The following is an 18,141-nucleotide window of genomic DNA, read 5'->3' on the forward strand; positions in this document are numbered from 1 at the left end:
CCTGCCGGGCGCCTTTCCTGAGATCTGTAAAGAGAAGGTGAGCAGTTGGTCTTTTCCAGTTTGTATTTCTTGTTTCTATATCTACCCATTGTATTATTAGTCTACTACATTACCCCCCTGAAATGGCGCAATCTCTGGCTGCTGGTGGTCAACCTGATTTTCTATGGTTGGGGTGAGCCCAGGTATATCGTCCTGATGCTCTTCACCATCGTGCTGGACTACTTCATGGGTCTGGTGGTAGCCCGGTGCAAGGAACGGGACAACGACAAAGGCGCCAGGATCGCCGTTGCGGTGGCGCTGGTACTCAACCTGGCTATCCTGTTCTTCTTCAAGTACTGGGATCTGGTGGCTAAGACCTTCCAGTACTTCGGCATCGACATGCCGGTGCTCAACCTGACCCTGCCCATCGGCATCTCCTTCTACACCTTCCAGACCATGACCTACCCGGTGGACGTGTACCGCGGAGACGCCCAGGTGCAGAAGAACATCGTCAACTTCGGTACCTTTGTCACCCTCTTCCCCCAGCTCATTGCCGGCCCCATCATCAAGTACAAGGAGCTGGCCGACCAGATGACCTACCGCACCCACTCCCCGGAGCAGTTTGCTTCCGGCGTGCAGGTGTTTACGGTGGGCCTGGCCAAGAAGGTGCTGCTGGCCAACAACATCGGCAAGCTGTGGGATGTGTACCTGGCCCTGCCGGTGGATCAGCTGACGGTGTCCGGTGCTTGGCTGGGCGTGCTGGCCTTCTCCCTCCAGCTGTACTTTGACTTCTCCGGCTACTCCGACATGGCCGTGGGCCTGGGCCGGATGTTGGGCTTCGAGTTCCTGCGCAACTTCAACTATCCCTATATCTCCAAGTCGGTTACCGAGTTCTGGCGCCGGTGGCACATCTCCCTGGGCTCCTGGTTCCGGGAGTACCTGTATATTCCCATGGGCGGCAACCGGGTCAGCAAGCCCCGGCTCTTCTTCAACCTCTTCGTGGTGTGGGCCGCCACCGGCATCTGGCACGGTGCCAGCTGGAACTTCCTGGTGTGGGGCCTCTACTTCGCCGTGTTGGTGATTCTGGAGAAGGCCTTCCTGGGCAAGCTGCTGGAGAAGCTCCCCGCCGCCATTCAGCACATCTACACCCTGTTCCTGGTGCTGGTGAGCTGGGCCATCTTTGCCGTGGAGGACTTCGGCCACCTGGGTGCCTACCTGGCTGCCATGTTCGGCGGCGCCAGCGGCGGGCTGTACAATGAAAACGTAGGGTATTACTTCACCTCTTTTCTCCCCATGCTTATCATCGGCTGCGTGGCCGCCACCCCGTTGGCTGCCAAGCTGTGGGCCAAGCTGCCCACCAAGGTGGTCAAGGTAATCCTGCCGGTAGTACTGCTGGCCGGTCTAATCTTCTCCACCGCCTATCTGGTGGACGCCACCTACAACCCGTTTCTCTACTTCCGCTTCTGATTGGAGGTTCTGACCATGTCGAAAAAGTATTGTATCTTTATCACCACCCTGTTCTGTGCCTTCATCGGCCTGTTCCTGGTGGCCAATGCCGCCTCCCCTGACCGGGAGTTCTCCGAGATGGAGAACCGCAACCTGGAGCAGATGCCCACCGTCTCGGCCAAGTCTCTTCTGAGCGGCGAGTTCATGAAGGACTTTGAGACCTACACCACCGACCAGTTCGTGGGCCGGGACGCCTGGATTGGCCTGAAATCCTCCACGGAGCGGGCTCTGGGCAAGAAGGAGAACAACAACGTCTACTTCTGCGATGAGGACACCCTCATCACCCGGTTCGACCAGCCCGACGCCACCAAGGTCAGTGAGAACCTGAATTATGTGAACAACTTTGTGGAAAATGTGGATATTCCGGTGACCTTCTCCCTGATCCCCACTCAGGCCTGCATCTGGGCCGACCGGCTGCCCGCCGGCGCCCCCAACGCCAGCCAGACCGATCTGCTGGACCAGGCCAAGGCCGCTGTCCCCGGCGCCACCTGGGCCGACCTGTACAGCAGCCTGTGGGAGCACAAGGATGAGGACATCTTCTACCGCACCGACCACCACTGGACCAGCCTGGGCGCCTACTACGGCTACACCGCTCTGGCCGAGGCCCTGGGCTACACTCCGGTGCCCCTGGATGCCTACAACGAGACCGTCCGCTCCACCGAGTTCTACGGCACCGTGTTCTCCTCCTCCGGCGTGCGCTGGGTGAGCCCCGACACCATTACCACCTACGTGCCTGACACCGGCATCACCGTCACCAGCTACACCTATGACAGCGCCGGCAACCCGGTGGAAGAGCCCCGGGCCCTGTACGACACTTCCTTCCTCTCCGTGAAGGACAAGTACTCCATGTTCCTGGGCGGCAACCAGTCCCTGGGCGTGGTCAAGACTCCCAACACCGATAAGCCCAAGCTGCTCATCATCCGGGACTCCTACGCCGACTCTCTGGTGCCCTTCCTGACCCCCCACTTCTCCGAGATCCACCTGGTCGACCTGCGGTACTACAAGCTGTCCCTGGCGGACTACATCCAGCAGAACGACATCGATCAGGCTCTGGTCCTCTACAGCGTACCCAACTTCGTCACCGATTCCAACCTGTTCTGGATCACCCGATAAGCAAAAGGGGCGGCGCATATGCGCCGCCCCTTTTATAGGCCGGACACTTTTGTGTCCGGCCTTTCTTTTTTCTAATAGAACATGCCTATCGATTCAAAACCCGTTATAGATGCTATGCTCCAGGCGGCGAAAAATTGCTGTGCACAGGCACTTCAGCAAATTGCTTACAGCGTTCCAGGTATTCTCTGGGCGTAACACCGGTATATCTGCGGAAAATATGAATGAAGTGGGACTGGCTGGGAAATCCTACGCGGACAGCCAAGTTTGTCAACTGCTTCTCCTCCCGCAGGATCCGACAAGCCATTTGAATACGGCAACTGTTAATGTACTCTATAATGGTAAATCCCGTCTCTTGTTTAAACTGCCTGCACAAATTATATTTGCTGACAAAAAACTCACCAGATAGCTGGTCCAATGAGATATGAGAGGCAAGATGACTGCTAATATAGCGGATCATATCCGAGATCAGCGGCGAAGTAATAGAGTGGGGCTTTTCGTTTTCCATAGATTTTGCCAAAAAGGGGTATACTTCCAGCAAAATATTTAAGAAATGCTGGTTCCGGGCAACATCGCTTCCAAATGTACCATCGGACTCCTGGAGGCACTTCTCAAAAAGTTCCACGGTATGTTGGATCATATGCTCGGGTATCTGGATGCAGGCAGCGCTATTCCCATAGATGCGCACAAAATCGGTCCGGGGGGTGGAGTAGGCCTCCAGCAACGCAAGGGGAAAATGAAGCGTGTAAGTATCCACCAGAATTTCTTGGTTATCTGGGTTAAACTTGCGATGGATCACGCCTTCCGGAATCAAAATCAGCACTCCCCGCCGAATATTATAAACTTGCCCGCCTAAGAAAAACGTACATCCATCGTTCAACGAGAACAGAATTTCATTGATATCATGAAAATGGAGGGTCCTCTGGTAGCTGTTCTGGGCAACTACATGTCTGGCAATATACGTCTGGGTAATCAAGAATAAACACCCTCCTTCTTCCGGTCTTTTTTTGAGTTTATCCCCTCTTTTAAAAAAAAGCAAGAATTTTGTCGACATATTTCTGATTTTTGCCAAAATTATTTGAAATTTTGTGTCCTACATGAATATTTTTTAAAGAACAGCAGAAATTTCAGTTTATATACCCGCAAAGATAACATACTATGCAGTTAAAATTGTTTAATCTTGCTCATGCGTTTGGCGAAATTGCCCAAAGAAAGGAAAACTATTGATTCTAAAATAGGAACTTGGTACAACTAAGTTGTCCCAAAACCTACGTGCTTTCTGCTCCGGACTTGCGCGCGGAGCCCGGACGCAAACACAGAGTGTGAGAAAAAGAGTGTGTAAAACTGTAACAATGGAGGAAAGAATCATGAAGAAACTGATCGCCCTGGTACTCACATTATCAATGGTTCTGGCACTCGCACTGTCCGGCTGCGGCAATGGCGATAAGAGTGGAAGCAGTCCTGATCCCGGTGGCCAGACAAATTCCGGCGGCAGCACCGCCAGCGGTTCTTATCCCAAGAGCACCATTCAGGTGATCGTGCCCTTCTCTGCCGGCGGCGGTACTGATTTGTTCGCCCGCATTGTGGTAGATAAGATGTCCCAGATCCTGGGTGTTCCTGTGGAAGTCGTTAATGTTCCCGGCGGTTCGGCCACCATCGGTACCACCCAGGTTGCTACTGCAGAACCGGACGGCTATACCATCGGCTTCAGCATCAGCACCCCGCTTTGCATCACTCCGCTGCTTGGTGAAACCAGCTACACCCTGGAGGATATGCAGCCCATCTGCAACGGCTATACCGTTCTGCATGGCATCTACGTGTCCGCCGATTCCCCCATCCAGGACATTGATGATCTGATCGACTATATCAACGAAAACAACGGCGTGGTCAGTTATGCAGGCTCCGGCACCGGCAATATGCAGCACCTCTGCCTGGAGGAGTGGGCTGCCCAGGCCGATCCTGACGATACCTGGCAGCTGACCAACGTCCCCTATGATGGCGATCCCGAAGAAATCGTGGCCCTTATGTCCGGCGAGGCTCCTTTCGCCACCCTGCAGGTCCATGGCGCCAAGTCCGCCGTGGAGGCCGGCAACATTCGCTGCATCATGATCTTCGGCGACAGTACCCCCAGCTGGATCACCGAGGGTGGATACTATGGCCCCAATTCCGTGGAGTTGGGATATGAGTGCCAGGTCAAGGGTCTCACTGGTTTCTACGGCCCTGGCGGCATGGATGAGGAGATCGTGAATACCCTGGCGGCCGCCGTGGATGAGGCCATGCAGGATGAGGCCGTGATTGAAGCTATTGATAACATCGGCCTGGAGCCCGATTACCGCGATCCCGCCACCTATCAGGCTGGACTGGAAGAGCTCGTCCCTGTTGCCGACGAGCTGCTCCACACCCTTGGCTTCATTAGCTGATTTTCATAAATTACAGACTGGGGCCGGGCAGATAAGGCCCCGGCCCCAGTCCTTTTCCTCCCCGCACTGAAATCTTCCAGAGAGGAGATAAGTGATGAACGGTACTGTAAAAGAATATTTAAAGAAGAATATCGTTACCTGGATCTTGCTGATCGGCATGATCATCCTCTACTTCTGCATCCCCAGCCAGATTGCCGAAAACATGGTAGCCAAGTCCGCCATCAGCCCCCGCTTTTTCCCAACTTTCTCCGTCGTCGCGGTCATAATTGCCTGCGCCCTGGTTCTGATTTTTGACGCAGTGGAACGGATCCGCAACCGCGCAAAACCGCAAGCCGCCCAGGAATCCGACGCAGAAGGCGAAAAGGAGCAGCTTAGTTATTTGCGTGTGGTTTTGGTGGCCCTGCTCCTGCTGGCCTGGTATATCTTTATGCCTATTATCGGCTTTATCATTTCCACCATCGTGGTCATGTGCGTCATGTCCTTCCTTCTTGGCTGCCGCAACCGAATCGTTCTTATCGTTTTCCCCGTTGTCTTCACCCTGGCTCTCTACTTCTCCTTTGTGGAGCTGCTTCATGTCAGTCTCCCCGAAGTGCTGTTTTAGGAGGTGACCCGACAAATGCTTGAACTCATCGGGACCGCACTGGTGGATATGCTCGACTTTTCCACCATCATCGGTATGATCGCAGGCCTGGCTGTTGGCCTTTCCTTCGGTGCAATGCCCGGTCTGAATGCCACCATCGGCATTACCCTGCTTCTGCCCGTAACCTTCGGTATGAACCCCGCCGCCGCTCTGCTCATGCTCATTGGCGTATACTGCGGCGCAACCTTTGCCGGTTCTATCTCTGCTATCCTAATCAAGACACCAGGTACTGCTGCCGCCTCCGCCACAGTTCTGGAGGGTTACCCCATGACCCTGAAGGGCAAGGCCAGTACCGCCCTGAGCATCGCTCTCCGCGGCTCCGTAATCGGCGGCCTGTTCAGCGGCATCTGCCTTCTGTTCTTTGCTCCCCAGCTAGCCAACCTGGCACTTAAGTTCGGCGCACCCGACTACTTTATGCTCACCGTATTTGGCCTAAGCATTATCGCCAGCGTCAGCGGCAAGAGCATTCTGAAAGGTGTCGTTATGGCCGTCCTTGGCCTTCTGGTCAACACCATCGGCATTGATCCGCAGCAGGGCGTATATCGCCTTACGTTTGGCTCAGACATTCTGGTCCGCGGTGTCGACCTCGTCCCTGCTCTCATTGGTCTGTTTGCTGTCAGCGAACTCTTTAGTCAGGCGGAAAAGAAGATTCTTCGTCTCAGCCAGCCGCCTCAGGTCAAGATGCAGAAGGCCCACGGCTGGATGGACATGCTCAAGTTTAAGTGGCTGATGCTTAAGTCCTCCATCATCGGCGTTATCGTAGGCGTCTGCCCCGGTACCGGTGCTGCCATCGCCGCTTTCCTCTCCTATGGCGAGGCCAAGCGAAGCTCCAAGCATCCCGAAGAATTTGGCAACGGCTCTGAGGAAGGTCTATGCGCAGCTGAGACCGCCAACAACGCCGTTACCGGTGCTACCCTGATTCCCATGCTGACCCTGGGCATTCCCGGCGACTCGGTCACCGCCGTTCTGATGGGCGCTCTTACCATTCAGGGCCTCACCCCCGGCACCGAGCTGTTTACAAAGCACGCGGACATGACCTACATCGTTCTGGTGGGCTTCATTATCGTCCAGATCCTCATGTACTTTATGGGCCGTCTGGCCATCCGCGGCTTCTCTCAGATCACCCGCATCCCCTACTATATCCTGCTCCCCATGGTCATGGCCTTCTGTATGGTAGGCGCATACTCCTGCAGCAACAACATGACCGATATCCTGATTGCCATTATCTTTGGTCTGATTGGCTATATTATGCCCAAGTTTGGCTTCCCCACCACCCCCATGCTGATTGGTATCGTGCTGGGTGACCTGGCCGAAAAGAACCTGGTGCGTACCATGGCTGTTTACTCCGGCGACCTTTCCGTGTTCTTTACCAGACCCATTGCTCTGCTGTTCTTTGTCCTCAGCATCGTTTCCGTAGGCTTCGCGCTGTACCAGAAAAAGCGGGACAAGCAGAAGGCAGCGTAATTCTGTATTTAAGATGGAAAGGCGGTCACAGCCGTGAATCGAAAAGAAATAGAAGCATTCGGCCTTCGGCTGGCAGAGAGCAGCCGGACCCATCAGCAAATCGATCAACCCAGTGTAACCTATCCCGATATCACCTACGACGAGGCCTACGCTATCCAGGATGTTATGGTACGTGAACTGGTGAGGGATGGCTGGACCATCTCCGGGAAAAAAGTAGGTCTTACCAGCAATGCCATGCGCCGTTCGGCCAACATCTACGAGCCGGATTACGGTTTTATTTTCCACCAGCGTTGCTATCCCAACGGCGTGGTGCTTCCTACCTCCCAATTCCTGGCTCCACGCATTGAGTGCGAGTTGGCCTTTCTTCTGAAGGATGATCTGGAAGGTCTGGAGATTACCCGCAATCAGGTAATCCAAGCCACAGAATATGTGGTGGCCTGCATCGAGGTAGTGGACTTCCGCATTTACCGGGATAAGGTACAGCGCCTGGTCCAGGACAGCATTGCAGACAACGCGGCCTTTGGCGCCTATGTACTGGGTGACATCCCCATCAAACCGGATCAAGTTGACCTGCCTCTGGTCCCCTATGTCTTCGAGGTAAATCACCAGCAGGTGGAGGTCTCCAGCGGAGCCGCGGTATATGACGACCCCGCCCACTCCGTCGCTTGGCTGGCACAGCGCTTTACCCAGTTGGGAAATCCTCTGCGGAAAGGTGAGCTGATCCTGTCCGGTTCCGCAGTATCCTCGGTGCCTGTCAGCGCCGGTGATTATCTTCGCTGTACATTTGGTCCCTTTGGGGAAGTAAGCTGCAGCTTTTCGTAAGCAATAAAGGACGTGATTAAGGATATGGCATTATCCAAAGAGATCCTGTGCAAGCTGGTAGAAAGCTCTCTGGACGGAGAATATCAGCTTCACTCTATTGACCCATTCTGCAACACCTACCCCGAGCTGACCGAGGAAGAGGCCTATCAGGGCCAGGCCATGCGCCTGGCCCGCATGGAAGAGATGGGCCACCGCCTGGTGGGATACAAGCTGGGCGGTACCAGCTTGGCTAAGCAGAAACAGCTGGCCAGTACTATCTATGCCAAAGGCGGCCTGGCGGTACAAACCACAAAGGTGGTGTACGGTCGTCTGATGGATTACATGGCTCTGGCTCCGGAAGAAGATCTGTCCTACAGTCAGGTGCTTCACCCCAAAGTAGAGCCCGAATTGGCTTTTATCATGGGCCAAGACATACAGGGTGCGTATATCACCGCACCGGACATTATGAATGCCACCGCCTGGGTGGCACCCGCCTTTGAGATCATCGACAGCCGCTTCCATGATTTTAAGATCGGCAGCCGGTATGATGCCATTGTGGACAACACCTCCTCCGCCCGCTTCAAGCTTGGCGTAGGAAGGCGGCATCCCAACGAGCTGGATCTGACCGCCATTGGCATGAGCCTGCAGGTAAATGGGTCCTTCACCGCTTTTGGCGCCGGTGCATCGGTCATGGGGCATCCTGCCCGTGCCGTGGCCGCGCTGGCCAGGGCTCTTGCTCAGGAAGGGCTGGGCCTGCGGGCCGGCGATATCATCCTCTCCGGCGCCATTACTCCCTCCACCCCGGTCAAAGTTGGCGATCACCTTCGGGCCGACTTCGGCGGACTGGGCTATGTTGAGTTAACCATCCGGGACTGAGAAAGGAAGAACATCCATGGCATTTATTGTTCATTGCTATGACCTGCTGATTAAAAACGGAACCGTGGTAGATCCGGTCCAGGGAATCCACAAGAAAATGGATATAGGCATCTACGCCTCCCGGATCGCCGACGTCTTTGAACCGGGAACCCTTCCCGGCAAGATCTGCGGACACAAGGTCATCGACGCCACCGGCCTGTATGTGGTCCCTGGCCTGGTGGATGGCCATGCACATGTACTGCCTGGCCTCCGCTTCACCTATCCCGTTGATGAGCTCTGGAAACGAGGCATCACCGCCTGCATTGACATGGGCAGCCAAACCTCCGCCTCCTTCCACCGGGAACGCCACCTCATTGATGAGGCTCCCTGCGTCATCAATGCCTGCCTGGGCCTGTCCAACATGGCAGAAACACAGGGTGAGATTCCCCGCTACGCTCTTCTGGACCAGGAGGTCAATCTGGACAAGATCCAGGAGCTCTTTGAGGTCCACGGCGACGTTCTGGTTGGCATCAAGGTGTTTATCGGCCACAATGACTCCCCCGGCGCGGAGCTGACCCACGCAGTCATGAAAAAGGCCCGGCAGGTATGCGACACTGTGGGATGCCGGATGTTTGTCCATGTGGCCAACCCCGATGTTCCCCTTCCTGAGCTGATCGACTATTTCCACCCCGGCGACAACTTTACCCACACCTACAATAAGGGAAACATTCTGGATCAGAACGGCAAGGTCTATAAGGAGGCCTGGGAGGCAAAGGCCAGAGGCGTTATCTTTGACTCCGCCCGCGGCTCCCGGAACTGGAGCAGCGAGGTTGCCAGAGCCGCCTTCGACGAAGGTTTCTTCCCCGACGTCATCACCGATGACCTTACCGCCCTGAGCAATGATCCCCAGACCAGCCGGCTCACCGTACACATGGGTGAGTGCATGGCGTTGGGCATGAGCTTTGAGGACGTACTTCTCCGCACTACCAGTGTCCCCGCATCCTATATGAAGGGTGTAGAGGTAGGCGTACGCCGCGGCATCCCGGCCAATCTCACTCTGCTGGAACTGCAGGAAGGCCCCCATATGTTTACCGATGCCTTTGGTGAGCACTATGAGGGACAGACCAACATCATCCCCAGAGCCACCATTCTCAAGGGCAAAATTATGTTTAATACCATTCAAACCGACTATTAAAGCTATTGCATAGGAGGAAACAACTATGCCCTTTGTTACCATTTATCTGCCCAGAGGCTGCGATGATGCGGCTCTGGAAACTTCCATGCGCCAAATCACCACCGCCGGCGCAGACATTCTGGAGAACACGCTGGAACGTATGATTCGGGTTACCATTCTGGAAGCAGACCCCGCTCGCATCTATCAGGGCGGTCTCCCCACCGAACCGCTGACGCCCACCGTATTGTTCCGAATCGGTCCCGGCCGCAGTGCAGGTGCCAAGGATGCATTTATGGAACAGATTGCCCGCATCCTCAGTGAAAATCTGCACTGCCCCAAGGACCGCATCCGCGGCTATGTTCTGGACAACGAGGAAGGCCACCACTTCTGCATTGGCGGCAAGCCCAAAGACTTTTCCAAGAAGGTGAAATAGATGCCCATTATGTGTACAGTGCAGCTCCCGGCTGGAAAGAAACCGGAGCAAATCGAAGCTACGCTTCAGGATATTTCTCAGGTGTTGATGCGCAATTTTGATGCCCAGCCCAACCAGGTCCGTGTCACCATCGATGAACTCCCCAAAGGCCGGTATATGGCAGGCGGTGTGCTGGCACGGGATATGCCGGAATTCAACGGTGAAGGCCATGAAGCAGAATGATCTGAAGGAACGGCTGGCTCGCGGTGAGACAGTCTTCGGTATGTTCCTTAATACCGGAGATCCTATTCTGGCAGAGATTGCAGCCCTGTCCGGGCTGGACATGATCGTCATCGACAGTGAGCATGGCCCCACTGGTGTTCTGGAAAACCTGCCCCTGATCCAGGCTGCAGAGCTCCGCGGTGCTGTCCCCATCGTACGGGTTCCCAACAAGCAGAGCGATACGATTTTGAAAATGCTGGACATCGGCGCTCACGGTATTCTGGTTCCTCGGGTAAACACTCCGGAGGAGGCCCGCCAGGTAGTGAAAGCGGCCCGATATTTCCCGGAGGGAGAACGGGGCGTAGCCAGCGCCCGGGCCTCTGACTATGGATTCACCCGACTGACCGACTATTTTGGTCTGGCCAACCACCGAAACCTGATAGCCGTGCAGTGCGAAGACGTGGCTTGCCTGCCTCATCTGGACGAGATCGCTTCTATTGACGGTATTGATGTGATCTTCATCGGTCCCTATGATCTGTCTTCCACCATGGGTGCCCCGGGACAGGTCTCCTATGAGGCAATCCAGGACACCGTGGCCGCTGTCCTGGAGGCTGTCCACCGTCATGGAAAGGCAGCCGGTATCTTTACCAAAGATCCCGCTGAGGCCCGCTTCTACGCCCAACTGGGAATCCAGTTTATCATTGTCGGCACCGACATACAGACCTTTGCTGGTACTTGCCGGAACCTGGTGCACGTGCTGCGTACGCCCAGTTCAGAGACAGACAGCAAGGAGGCATAACATGGATCAACGCTATCTTCCCCTCTTCTCCCCCCTTCGTATTGGGGAATGCACCATCAAAAACCGATTTGTCATGGCACCCATGGGTCCTGCCGGTCTGGCGGACGCCAAAGGAGCCTTTACCCAGGGGGGCATCGATTTCTACGCAGAGCGTGCAAAGGGCGGCGTCGGTCTGATCATCGCCGGCATGTGCTATGCGGACAATACGGTAGAACCCCACAACGGCGGCACCATGCCCTGCCCGACACTGGAGCCTGTGCTGTTTAAGCGCACTGCCAAACAGCTAACGGAGCGGGTGCACGCCTATGACGCCAAGATCTTCCTCCAGCTCTCTGCCGGCTTCGGACGGGTAACCAACCGGATCCCTCCCGGTCAACTCCCCATAGCCCCTTCCCCCATTCCATACTGCTGGGATCCCTCTATTACCTGCCGGGCCATCTCCACCCAGGAGGTGCAGGAGATCGTTCGTGCCATGGGCCGTGCCGCTTCCATCGCCAAGGATGCCGGCTTTGACGGTGTGGAGATCCACGCCATGCACGAGGGCTATCTGCTGGATCAGTTCGCTCTGGAATGCTGCAATCACAGGACCGATCAGTACGGCGGCAGCCTGGAGAACCGGATCCGCTTTGCCGTGGAGATTCTGGAGGAGATCAAAAAAATCTGCGGACGGGATTTCCCCGTCATCATGAGATACAGCACCAAAAGCTTTATGAAAGGCTTCAACCAAGGTGCTCTGCCCGGCGAATCCTTCCATGAGGCCGGGCGTGACACTCCCGAAGGTCTGCAAATTGCCCGCATGCTGGAGCAGGCCGGCTATGACGCTCTGGACGCTGATGTGGGCTGCTATGATGCGTGGTACTGGAATCACCCGCCCATGTATTTTGAAAAAGGTATGTACCTGCCTTTTAATCGCGAGCTGAAAGAACAGGTATCCATTCCTGTGCTCACCGCCGGCCGGCTGGACGATCCCGACCTGGCTCTGCAGGCTCTGACCAGCGGCTCCACCGACATGATCGCCATGGCCAGACCGCTGCTGGCCGATCCGCACTGGGTGTCCAAGTTCTATCAGGGTCATTTGGAGGATATTCGCCCCTGCATTTCCTGCCAGGAGGGCTGTATCGGGCGTCTCAAAAAGTATCTGCACATCAGCTGTGCGGTTAACCCCGCCGCTGCCCGGGAACGGGAGATGGCGTTGACCCCCGCCCTCACCTCAAAACGTGTCGCAGTGATCGGCGGCGGCGTGGCGGGCTGCGAGGCCGCTCGGGTACTGGCCCTACGGGGGCATAAGCCGGAACTCTTTGAGGCCTCCGACCATCTGGGCGGAAATCTGATTCCTGCCAGCGCGCCCTCCTTCAAGGAGGATGAGCGTCAGCTCTTGGCCTGGTATCGGAAACAGCTGGACGACCTGGCTGTCCCTGTTCATTTGAACTGCAAGATCACTCCGGAATCCATCCCGGAGCACTTCGATGTCTATCTCATTGCCACTGGTTCTACCGCCAAGACCTTCCCGCTGGGAGACGGAATCCCAGTTTATCCTGCCGCCGACATTCTGGAAGAGCGGGTAAACTCTACTGGTCCCTATGTGATCATCGGCGGCGGACTGGTAGGCTGTGAGACCGCCCTGATGCTGGCCCAGCAGGGCGAACAGGTATCTATTGTAGAAAGTCTGCCCAAGCTTTTAGGGCAAAATGGACCTCTCTGTCACGCCAATTCCCAGATGCTGCTGGATCTGATCCGCTATCATGCAGTTGCGGTATATACGCAAAGTACTGCTCAGTCGGTGGATCAGACCGGTCTGATCATCCGGCAGGGCGAGCAAAGTATTCACCTCCCGGCCGGCACCGTCATTCTCAGCGTGGGCTATCGCTCGGAAAATCAGCTATGGGAACCGTTGCTGCGCCAAGGAAAGGAAGTCTATCTGCTGGGCGACGCCCGGCACGTCTCCAACATCATGTATGCCATCTGGGACGCCTATGAGGTGGCCCTGGGCATTTAGCCAACAGGAAGGGAAGCGACTTCAGTCATGGAAACGAGAGCATATATTCAGGGCCTGGTGGATCGCGCCCGGGCCGCCCAGCAGGAATTTGAGACCTACTCCCAGGAGCAGGTAGACCGGGCCGTACGTGCCATTGGAAAGATCATCTACGACAACGGCGAGATGCTGGCCCGAATGGCAGTGGACGAGACCCGGATGGGCCGGTATGAGGACAAGATCGTCAAGAACAAAGCCAAAGCCAAGATTGTGTGGTATAAGCTCAAAGGAGTAAAATCCCGGGGCATCCTTCGCTATTTGGATGATATCGGCGTTGTGGAGGTGGCAAAGCCCATCGGTGTGATCGGGTGTGTGGCTCCCACTACAAACCCCACGATGACTCCCAACCACAATGCGATGATCGCTCTGAAGGGCGGCAACGCCATTATCGTCTGCCCGCACCCCAGAGCCAAGCAGACCGGCGTTAAAACAGTGGAGCTGATGCGCCAGGCGCTGAAGGAACTGGGATATCCGGAGGATCTGATCCAGATCGTGCCCGAACCCACCATGGAAGCCTCTGGTCTGATCATGCAGTTGTGTGACGCCTGCGTCTCCACAGGCGGTCCCGGTATGGTCAAGGCCGCTTATTCCAGCGGCAAACCTGCTTTCGGCGTTGGCGCCGGCAACGTGCAGTCCCTGGTGGATACCGATGTGGACCTGGAGGAGGCTGCCGCAAAGATTGCCAAAAGCCGCACCTATGATAACGGCGTGCTCTGTACCTGTGAACAGTGTGTACATATCCCCGCCGATCGGTTTGACGAAATGGTGCGTCTGCTGGTGGCTCAGGGCGGCGCTTATATCGGCCGGGATGAGGACATCGCCGCTCTGCGTGCGGCCATGTTCCACGATGGCAGCATCAACAAGGCCGTAGTTGGAGCCAGTCCCCAGGAGATTGCATCCATGGCCGGCCTGACCGTACCCGAGGATGCCACCTTCCTGCTGGTCCGCCTCACCGAAGGCGGTGCAGACGAAGATCTCAGCCGTGAAAAGCTCTGCCCGGTACTGGGCATCTGTGCCTATACCTCCTGGGAGGGCGCGGTGGACCTTGCCGTCAAGAATCTGAAAAATGAGGGCGCCGGACACAGCACCATTCTTCACTCGCACAATAAGGCCCACGTGGAATATGCAGCGCTTCGGCTTCCCGTTTCCCGCATCGGCGTCAATCTGGTCGGCTCCAGCGGTCTGGGCGGTGGCTTTGACTGTGGTTTGAATCCCACCGCCACTCTGGGATGCGGTACCTGGGGCAATAACAGCATCAGCGAAAACCTCTGGTGGCATCACCTGGTAAATATCAGCCGCATCGCCTATCAGATGCCGAACAATCCGGTTCCCACCGACGAAGAGATCTGGGCGGAATGAATCAGAAATTGCGGGCCGTCCCTGACCGGGACGGCCCGCACAGTTAAAAGGAGGCACTTCCTTGAGCGAGCAGACAAAAGTAATGACCGCCCAAGAGGCGGTAACGCGATTTGTAAAAGACGGTGACTGCCTTGCCCTGGGCGGTTTTGTCACCAACCGCAGGCCCTATGCGCTGGTACGCGAAATCATTCGTCAGCGCAAGAAGCGGCTTTATCTGGAGGGCGGTCCATCCGGCGGAGACATGGACATGCTGATTGGCGCCGGATGCGTGGAAATTATGATGATCTCCTATATCGCAAACTCCGGTTACACCATGGTCTGCCGGCGGTTCCGCGAAGCCGTGGAACAGGGTAAGATCCTATATGATGACTACTCTTTGGACGTACATACCATTGCCTACCATGGCGCAGCCCTTGGACTGAGTTTTGTCCCCGTCAAGAATATGCTGGGCTCTGATCTGACGGAGTTATGGGGCATTTCAGAGGAGGTTCGAGCCGCCTACCCCAAGCTGCCGCCCAAAAAGTTTGTGGTCATAGACGACCCCTTCCATCCCGGCAGCCAGCTCTGCTGCGTCCCCACACCTCAGATCGATGTAGCCTGCATCCATGTACAGGAGGCCAGTCCGGACGGTACCTGCCGCATTGAGGGGGCACAGTTTCAGGACCTGGACATCGCTATGGCCGCCAAGCACACCATCGTATCCTGTGAGCGCCTCTGCTCCAACGAAGAAATGCGGCAGCACCCTGAACGCAACACTCTGACCGGTCTGTGCGTAGATGCGGTAGTACCGGCCGCTTACGGCGCCCATCCCTCTCAGTGCTTCGGCTGCTACGACTACGACAGCCAGTTCTATATCCACTATGACAAGGTCAGCCGTACCCAGGAGGACTTCGACGCCTTTATTCAGGAGTATGTAGACAGCTGTCCTACGCATGGGGACTATCTGGACAAGATCGGTGCAGATCATCTATTAGGGCTGTGTGTCAATCCGGGCTACGGATATCACGCCGGACTCAAGCGGCGCTGAAAGGAGGATTCAGATATGGAATACACAGCCAAGCAAATGATGGCAGTGGCTCTTTCTCGCCAGATCGAAGACGGAAAGACCTATATCATTGGTACCGGGCTGCCTCTGATTGGCGGCACACTGGCCAAAAACACCCACGCGCCCAACGCTCACCTGATCTTTGAGACAGCCCTGTTTGAAGGCAATCCGCAGGAGGTCCCGACCAGCGTTTCCGATCTGCGGATCAATTATCAAGCCTCCGTACTCTGGCCTCAGTACCGTTATTTCGGTTTTCAGGCGTTGGCCGGCCGCACCGGTGCCATTGATGCCGGTTTTCTGGGCGGTGCACAGATCGATCCCTACGGCAATCTGAATTCCACCTCCATCGGCGACTACTTCCATCCCACCACCCGCTTTTCCGGCTCCGGCGGAGCCAACGGCATTGCCACCTATTGTGACACCGTTATTATCATGAAGCATGAACCCCGCCGTTTTGTGGAGCACGTGGACTATATCACCAGTCCCGGCTGGATCGACGGCCCCGAAGGCAGAGCCAAGCGTGGTCTTAACCAGAAAGGTCCCCGTGCGGTCATTACCGAGCTGGGCGTCATGCGCTTTGGAGAAGACAAGCGGATGTATCTGGCAGAGTACTTTCCTGGCGTCAGTTTGGATACCATTCGAGAACGCACCGGTTTTGACATGGATATGTCTCGTGCGGTGGAATCGGAACCCCCTGAGGAGGAGGTGCTGGAGATCCTGCTGACAAAGGTGGATCCTGCGCGCATTATGGTATAGGGGGCAGCGCCATGAGTCTTTTGAATTACTTAGGTGTGCTGCTTGTCCTGCTTCTTATTGTAGGTGTTGGCATTCTCTCGGGCCGAAGGGTAAAATCAGCCTCTGATTTTGCTACCGGCGGCGGCAAATCCGGCGCATGGATGATCTGCGGAACCATTATGGGTGCACTGGTCTCCAGCCAGGCCAGTATCGGGACCGCACAGCTTGCCTTTCAGTTTGGCATCGCTGCTTGGTGGTTTACGCTGGGCTCTGGCATCGGCTGTCTTATTCTGGCTATCGGATACGCCGCTCCTCTGCGCCGCAGCGGGAAAACCACTCTCATGGGCATTCTGGAACAGGAATACGGCCGCGGCGTAGAATATGTAGGTTCCGTTCTCAGTTCCATTGGTATCTTTATTTCAGTTCTGGCCCAGGTAGTGGCCTGTACCGGCCTGATTACCGTGATTTTTCCGATTTCTCTGCCTGTTGCGGCGCTTGTATCCGTACTGCTCATGATCGTCTATGTGGTATTTGGCGGTGCATGGGGAGCCGGTATGGGCGGCATTGTGAAGCTGGTACTGCTGTATGTTTCCTGTATTACAGGTCTGGTTGTCGTCCTGGCCACAGCAGGCGGTATATCCGGTCTGCTGGGACAGCTGAATCAGGCTCTGGACGGCACCTTGTTAGGCGCGGTCCAGGGAATCTCCAACACAGAAGATATCGCAGCCCGATACGGCAGCCTGGTCGCCCGAGGTACGGCCAAGGATTTGGGCTCCGGACTCTCCCTGATGCTGGGCGTATTGTCCACTCAGACCTATGCACAGGCCATCTGGTCAGGAAAAAGTGATCGCACCGCCCGGCGGGGCGCCCTGCTCTCCGCATTTCTCATCCCCCCCATCGGAATTGCCGGCATAGCCATTGGTATGTTTATGCGGGGCCAGTGCGTCACCCAGGCGGAAGCAGAAGCTATCCTGGCCGCAGGCGGTTCTCTCCCGGAGGGAATTAAAATTCTGGAATCCACCATCCAAGTCTTTCCCACCTTTGTGGTCACTTATCTGCCGGTATTGTTTGCCGGTATCGTTCTAGGTACCCTTCTGATTACAGTAGTTGGCGGCGGCGCAGGTCTGTCATTGGGCGTAGCCACGATCATGGTCAATGACATCTATAAAAAGCTCTCCGCCCGCTTTGAACAGGCGGGGATTGCACTGACTGCCACACGGATCACTATTGTAATCGTCCTGGCGGTTTCTGCCTGCATTACCTGCGTAGTTCCTTCCGCCACCATCAACGACTTTGGCTTCTTGTCCATGGGACTACGAGGCGCAGTGGTATTCATTCCGCTTACCTGTGCGCTGTTTTGCCCCGGAAAGATCCCACCACGTTATGCCATGTTCTGTGTCGTTGGAGGCCCAATAGGTGTGCTGGCAGCTCAGATCCTAAGCTGTCCCATCGATCCGCTTTTTGTGGGAATGGCCGTAGCCTTGGCCGCTGCTTTAGCCGGTGGGCTTTCCCCAAAGAAAATGGCCTCATAAAAGGGAAAAAGTCCAGCCCCTTCTAGGGGCTGGACTTTTTATTTTAACCTACTTCA

At 55.9% G+C, this 18,141-nt stretch carries 17 protein-coding genes; 16 read left to right on the top strand and 1 reads right to left on the bottom strand.

Annotation, left to right across the window (positions count from 1 at the left end; translation table 11 throughout):
* Nucleotides 1-45: 45 nt before the first annotated feature.
* On the top strand, nucleotides 46-1,446 hold the full coding sequence (locus J9789_RS08330; protein WP_209344395.1) for an MBOAT family protein: 1,401 nt from the start codon (nucleotides 46-48) through the stop codon (nucleotides 1,444-1,446).
* A 15-nt stretch (nucleotides 1,447-1,461) separates the two neighbouring features.
* Nucleotides 1,462-2,598 carry a DHHW family protein gene (locus J9789_RS08335; protein WP_209344397.1) on the top strand — a complete coding sequence of 379 codons (1,137 nt, stop codon included), beginning with the start codon at nucleotides 1,462-1,464 and terminating at the stop codon, nucleotides 2,596-2,598.
* A 112-nt stretch (nucleotides 2,599-2,710) separates the two neighbouring features.
* Here J9789_RS08335 and J9789_RS08340 read toward each other — a convergent pair whose 3' ends face one another.
* Complete coding sequence (locus J9789_RS08340) at nucleotides 2,711-3,571, bottom strand: AraC family transcriptional regulator (RefSeq protein WP_209344399.1); 861 nt, start codon at nucleotides 3,569-3,571, stop codon at nucleotides 2,711-2,713.
* A 391-nt stretch (nucleotides 3,572-3,962) separates the two neighbouring features.
* Between J9789_RS08340 and J9789_RS08345 the strand changes: the two genes are divergently transcribed.
* From J9789_RS08345 to J9789_RS08410, 14 genes are all read left to right on the top strand, one after another.
* Nucleotides 3,963-5,015, top strand: a complete 1,053-nt coding sequence (locus J9789_RS08345; RefSeq protein ID WP_209344401.1) for a tripartite tricarboxylate transporter substrate binding protein — start codon at nucleotides 3,963-3,965, stop codon at nucleotides 5,013-5,015.
* A 94-nt stretch (nucleotides 5,016-5,109) separates the two neighbouring features.
* Nucleotides 5,110-5,616 (top strand): tripartite tricarboxylate transporter TctB family protein, encoded by a 507-nt coding sequence (locus J9789_RS08350; RefSeq protein ID WP_209344403.1) that lies wholly within the window; start codon nucleotides 5,110-5,112, stop codon nucleotides 5,614-5,616.
* A 15-nt stretch (nucleotides 5,617-5,631) separates the two neighbouring features.
* Nucleotides 5,632-7,119 carry a tripartite tricarboxylate transporter permease gene (locus J9789_RS08355; protein WP_245185150.1) on the top strand — a complete coding sequence of 496 codons (1,488 nt, stop codon included), beginning with the start codon at nucleotides 5,632-5,634 and terminating at the stop codon, nucleotides 7,117-7,119.
* 33 nt (nucleotides 7,120-7,152) lie between these two features.
* Nucleotides 7,153-7,941 (top strand): fumarylacetoacetate hydrolase family protein, encoded by a 789-nt coding sequence (locus J9789_RS08360; RefSeq protein WP_209344405.1) that lies wholly within the window; start codon nucleotides 7,153-7,155, stop codon nucleotides 7,939-7,941.
* A gap of 24 nt (nucleotides 7,942-7,965) precedes the next feature.
* On the top strand, nucleotides 7,966-8,796 hold the full coding sequence (locus J9789_RS08365) for a fumarylacetoacetate hydrolase family protein (RefSeq protein WP_209344407.1): 831 nt from the start codon (nucleotides 7,966-7,968) through the stop codon (nucleotides 8,794-8,796).
* A 16-nt stretch (nucleotides 8,797-8,812) separates the two neighbouring features.
* Nucleotides 8,813-9,970: a hypothetical protein gene (locus J9789_RS08370; protein WP_209344409.1), complete on the top strand. Its 1,158-nt coding sequence runs from the start codon at nucleotides 8,813-8,815 to the stop codon at nucleotides 9,968-9,970.
* A 25-nt stretch (nucleotides 9,971-9,995) separates the two neighbouring features.
* Complete coding sequence (locus J9789_RS08375; protein WP_209344411.1) at nucleotides 9,996-10,382, top strand: hypothetical protein; 387 nt, start codon at nucleotides 9,996-9,998, stop codon at nucleotides 10,380-10,382.
* Nucleotides 10,383-10,604 carry a tautomerase family protein gene (locus tag J9789_RS08380; RefSeq protein ID WP_209344413.1) on the top strand — a complete coding sequence of 74 codons (222 nt, stop codon included), beginning with the start codon at nucleotides 10,383-10,385 and terminating at the stop codon, nucleotides 10,602-10,604.
* Nucleotides 10,591-11,382, top strand: coding sequence for an aldolase/citrate lyase family protein (locus tag J9789_RS08385; protein WP_209344415.1), 792 nt, complete (start codon nucleotides 10,591-10,593; stop codon nucleotides 11,380-11,382). Before J9789_RS08380 ends, J9789_RS08385 begins: the two co-directional genes overlap by 14 nt.
* Nucleotide 11,383: 1 nt before the next feature.
* Nucleotides 11,384-13,378: an FAD-dependent oxidoreductase gene (locus tag J9789_RS08390; protein WP_209344417.1), complete on the top strand. Its 1,995-nt coding sequence runs from the start codon at nucleotides 11,384-11,386 to the stop codon at nucleotides 13,376-13,378.
* Nucleotides 13,379-13,405: 27 nt separating this feature from the next.
* On the top strand, nucleotides 13,406-14,773 hold the full coding sequence (locus J9789_RS08395; protein WP_209344419.1) for an aldehyde dehydrogenase family protein: 1,368 nt from the start codon (nucleotides 13,406-13,408) through the stop codon (nucleotides 14,771-14,773).
* A 61-nt stretch (nucleotides 14,774-14,834) separates the two neighbouring features.
* Nucleotides 14,835-15,800 (top strand): CoA-transferase, encoded by a 966-nt coding sequence (locus J9789_RS08400; protein ID WP_245185151.1) that lies wholly within the window; start codon nucleotides 14,835-14,837, stop codon nucleotides 15,798-15,800.
* Between the two features lie 15 nt (nucleotides 15,801-15,815).
* Nucleotides 15,816-16,574, top strand: a complete 759-nt coding sequence (locus J9789_RS08405) for a CoA-transferase (protein ID WP_209344421.1) — start codon at nucleotides 15,816-15,818, stop codon at nucleotides 16,572-16,574.
* Nucleotides 16,575-16,585: 11 nt separating this feature from the next.
* Nucleotides 16,586-18,085 carry a sodium:solute symporter family protein gene (locus J9789_RS08410; protein ID WP_209344423.1) on the top strand — a complete coding sequence of 500 codons (1,500 nt, stop codon included), beginning with the start codon at nucleotides 16,586-16,588 and terminating at the stop codon, nucleotides 18,083-18,085.
* Nucleotides 18,086-18,141 lie beyond the last annotated feature (56 nt).

Origin of the sequence: Flavonifractor sp. AGMB03687, from assembly GCF_017811815.1 — a bacterium.
In the GTDB taxonomy this organism is placed as follows: Bacteria; Bacillota; Clostridia; order Oscillospirales; family Oscillospiraceae; genus Flavonifractor.

Coding starts and splice junctions, on each gene's coding strand:
- J9789_RS08370 (WP_209344409.1), top strand. CDS start 8,813: ATGGCATTTATTGTTCATTGCTATGACCTGCTGATTAAAAACGGAACC.
- J9789_RS08335 (WP_209344397.1), top strand. CDS start 1,462: ATGTCGAAAAAGTATTGTATCTTTATCACCACCCTGTTCTGTGCCTTC.
- J9789_RS08395 (WP_209344419.1), top strand. CDS start 13,406: ATGGAAACGAGAGCATATATTCAGGGCCTGGTGGATCGCGCCCGGGCC.
- J9789_RS08365 (WP_209344407.1), top strand. CDS start 7,966: ATGGCATTATCCAAAGAGATCCTGTGCAAGCTGGTAGAAAGCTCTCTG.
- J9789_RS08375 (WP_209344411.1), top strand. CDS start 9,996: ATGCCCTTTGTTACCATTTATCTGCCCAGAGGCTGCGATGATGCGGCT.
- J9789_RS08350 (WP_209344403.1), top strand. CDS start 5,110: ATGAACGGTACTGTAAAAGAATATTTAAAGAAGAATATCGTTACCTGG.
- J9789_RS08345 (WP_209344401.1), top strand. CDS start 3,963: ATGAAGAAACTGATCGCCCTGGTACTCACATTATCAATGGTTCTGGCA.
- J9789_RS08405 (WP_209344421.1), top strand. CDS start 15,816: ATGGAATACACAGCCAAGCAAATGATGGCAGTGGCTCTTTCTCGCCAG.
- J9789_RS08410 (WP_209344423.1), top strand. CDS start 16,586: ATGAGTCTTTTGAATTACTTAGGTGTGCTGCTTGTCCTGCTTCTTATT.
- J9789_RS08390 (WP_209344417.1), top strand. CDS start 11,384: ATGGATCAACGCTATCTTCCCCTCTTCTCCCCCCTTCGTATTGGGGAA.
- J9789_RS08380 (WP_209344413.1), top strand. CDS start 10,383: ATGCCCATTATGTGTACAGTGCAGCTCCCGGCTGGAAAGAAACCGGAG.
- J9789_RS08385 (WP_209344415.1), top strand. CDS start 10,591: ATGAAGCAGAATGATCTGAAGGAACGGCTGGCTCGCGGTGAGACAGTC.
- J9789_RS08355 (WP_245185150.1), top strand. CDS start 5,632: ATGCTTGAACTCATCGGGACCGCACTGGTGGATATGCTCGACTTTTCC.